The organism is Dolichospermum sp. UHCC 0259, assembly GCF_009711935.1.
In the GTDB taxonomy this organism is placed as follows: Bacteria; Cyanobacteriota; Cyanobacteriia; order Cyanobacteriales; family Nostocaceae; genus Dolichospermum.
Map to the genome: position 1 here is coordinate 1 of NZ_VIKX01000183.1, position 3,189 is coordinate 3,189.

At 41.5% G+C, this 3,189-nt stretch carries 3 protein-coding genes; 1 reads left to right on the top strand and 2 read right to left on the bottom strand.

Translation table 11 applies throughout. The features are described from left to right. Positions 1–43 precede the first annotated feature (43 nt). Complete coding sequence (locus FJR05_RS14290; RefSeq protein ID WP_168644717.1) at positions 44–358, top strand: sensor histidine kinase; 315 nt, start codon at positions 44–46, stop codon at positions 356–358. 120 nt (positions 359–478) lie between these two features. On the opposite strand, the gene FJR05_RS14295 is transcribed toward FJR05_RS14290, so the two are convergent. Both FJR05_RS14295 and FJR05_RS14300 read right to left on the bottom strand, forming a co-directional pair. Next, positions 479–2,830 (bottom strand): DUF3769 domain-containing protein, encoded by a 2,352-nt coding sequence (locus FJR05_RS14295; RefSeq protein WP_168644718.1) that lies wholly within the window; start codon positions 2,828–2,830, stop codon positions 479–481. A 98-nt stretch (positions 2,831–2,928) separates the two neighbouring features. After that, positions 2,929–3,045 (bottom strand): photosystem II reaction center protein I, encoded by a 117-nt coding sequence (locus tag FJR05_RS14300; protein WP_168644719.1) that lies wholly within the window; start codon positions 3,043–3,045, stop codon positions 2,929–2,931. Between the last annotated feature and the right edge of the window lie 144 nt (positions 3,046–3,189).

A 3,189-nucleotide genomic window follows, 5' to 3' on the forward strand; every position in this document is an offset into this window, starting at 1 on the left:
CTCCTATCCCTGTTACTTCCTAATTCCTTTTTAGTGGGGGAGTGTGAACAGTTACATTAAATATTCACCAATTAATAGTAGTATTCGGTTTGAACTTAATTGTGATTATATAGCTAATTTAGCAACTTTTACGATTCAAGATCAAGGAATTGGGATTCCTGAATCTGACCAAAACAAGATTTTTGATTCCTTTTATCGGGCTTCAAATGTGGAATCAATTCAAGGTAATGGACTAGGTTTAGTAATTGTGAAAAAATGCGTTGATGCCCACAATGGACAAATTAATATGGTCAGTGAAATCAATGTTGGTACTACATTTACAATTACGTTGCCACTATATAGCGGGAGTCAGGAGTAAAATTGCCTTGGTGTCTAGCTTTGAAGTGAGTTTTTGGGTATTTGGGCGCAGGCCCTGCGCCCCTACCTCCTTCTTCCTCCTGACTCCTGACTCCTGACTCCTGACTCCTGACTCCTTCTCCTAATTATCTCGACGGATTACACCACCAACAACGGGTTTAACTTCTTCACTAGAAAATGGATCTGTGCCACCTGTCCAATTAAAGTCACTAATGCGAATACTGAAGCCGCCTAATTCTAGCACCGGATTATAACGTAGGGTAATACCATAGGTGCGACGGCTGTATTCAACTATATAATCAGTGCTAGTATCTTTACCCGTATCTAGATTAATGGATGTTTGCAAACCTAACCTAAGTGGTCCATAGATTTGCTGAGAAATACCTGCATTCAGGACTCTGTTATCTACTGAACGATCAAAAAGAAAGGGTGATAAACCGCTGTTAGTTCCTTGGGAGTAGGTGAGATTAAAGGCGGTATAATCTAAGTAAGGGCGAGAAAAGTTGCCAATCTGTCCTACTAAGCCGATAGTCCCAGTTAAGGTGCTTTGGTTATCACTGCTGCTATAATAGCTAGTAGTTGCGGTGACACCTGCGATCGCCTGCAAATATGGTACGACAGGATTAGGTGTATATTTTAATCCCTCACTAGCTGTGGCTGCTAATGGTTTCCCTTGCCACAAATTGATACCACTACTCAAAGCCACTGTTCCTTGTAAACGACCCAAAGAAATGCGATCGTTTTTTCGTCCTGATGAGAGTAAATCTTGACGGTCAGTATTTGCATCTATATATTGAGCGCCGCCTTGATAGCTAAGATTAATACCGGTTTTGCCTAAAGGAATAATTGGAGAACTGATGATGCCACCAAGACTGCTTTGTACAGTTTGATACCCAAGACTACCATTATATAGGCGATCGCGGTAAATAGACTCCAAACTCAATATATAAGGATTAACATTACCCAACTTTTGGCGTAACCGCAAACTTCCGCGCAAATTATTTTCTACCTGATTAAAATCAAAACTAGTTAACTCCCCCGCACCTTCCAAAGTAGTTTTCGGACTAAGAACAGTATTTAGCCTAGTCTTCACCCCAAACAAACTAGCCACATTGCTGCTATCTTTAAAAGCCCTTTGCACAAAAAATTGGGGCGTAATAGTCCAACGTTTTTGATTAACATTAATCGCTTCAAAATCCCGTTCTACATACAAACCATCTCGTTTACCCGTATCAAAACCAGGAGCAACAATAGTAGGATTTACTTTACGTGGACGACGATCTATTGTCCGACTATTAACAGGCAGACGGATAACAACTTTTTGATCAAAAACCAACCTTTGACGCTGGGTAGTAATCTTATCTATCAAAGGCGCTTCCCGCGTCACATTCACCTGATCTGCCCTTAATTCTAATTCCGGTGGTGAAAAAGGATCATTAGTAATTCTTACATCTTGCGCTTGAAAACCTCGCGGATAAAATTCAATCCGTTGAGCTTCAAACCTGAACCGTTTCACCATCCCCCCAGACGGAGGTACAGGGACATTTCGCGCATCTGATTGACCACTAGCACCAAATTCTATCCCCCCTGAACTGTTCACACTCGTTACAGGTTGATTAGCGCGAACGCGATTACTTAAAGGCTGGCTAGATACACCCCCTGCGGTAATATCCGTAGGTAGAGTCGGTGAAAAAGCAAAATCTGTACCTGCTGTGGGGATATAAAGTTCACCTTTGCCGTTTTCTAAATCACCATTATCTTGAATAAAATTATAGGTAAACCGTTGTCCTTGAAGTACCTGATTACCTCTAGTTAACACCACATTACCTTCCCCCACCGCAATCAAATTATCTAAATTAATTTGTAGGGTATTGGCATCAATCACTGCCCCATCAAATCTGACAACAACATTACCATCAGCAGTTACAACTCGCCTTTGCTCATCATACTCCTGGCGATCGGCAATTACTTCCACAACTCTGCCTTTCCCCACAGGAATCTTCTCTACTGCCGGCAATTGGGGTGACGGCGGAAATTCTACATTAGGAGGTGTTGACTCTTGATTTTTGGGCTGGCGAAGCTTAAATTCAATAATATTTTGTACTGGTGCAGCAGGTTTTTTATCACCAACAGACAGCCGAAATTTCCCCCCCGATTCCTGTAAATTCACATGACTGGGCTGATTTTGGGGGATAGATGTTTCTGCTAAAACTACTGATTGTTCAGGATAGCTAGGTAAAGACTTGGGCTCTAAATTTTCCGGTGGAGATAACAGAGAAAAAGACTTTTCAGCAACATCTGCCTGGACTGGACTGGTATTTAATTGATACTTGTCATCCTGATTTTTACCAACAATTATCAGTTTTTGCTCATCAGTTTTCACCTTGACAATAGCAGCAGAAGCACTATCATCAACAGGTTTTAAAGATTCAAGACTTGGAGGTAGCTGAGGCGGTAATACTGGATGAAACATATTTTCAAGCTGACCAAAAAGCAAAAAATAGCCGGAAGGTTAAATCACATCTTAGCCTGTTTCTACCTTCCAGCCACTAGCATTAAGTTACTGGCTATTTATTCTAAATCCCGACGACCAGGGTTACGGGCTGGGTCATTAGACAAGAACCCGAATATGAAAAGGCTAACAAACAAGCCGACGACAATATAAACAGCGATTTTTAAACTCAACATAGAACTAACTCCCAGGGGTTTGCCAAACAGTAATTAACTTATCTTACCCATATCTTGTCCCTTTTGCGAAGGAATAGGGAAAGGGGTAGAGGAAGTGGGGGAAGTGGGGGAATTTGGCAAACGAAATTTTAGCTGATTGGGATG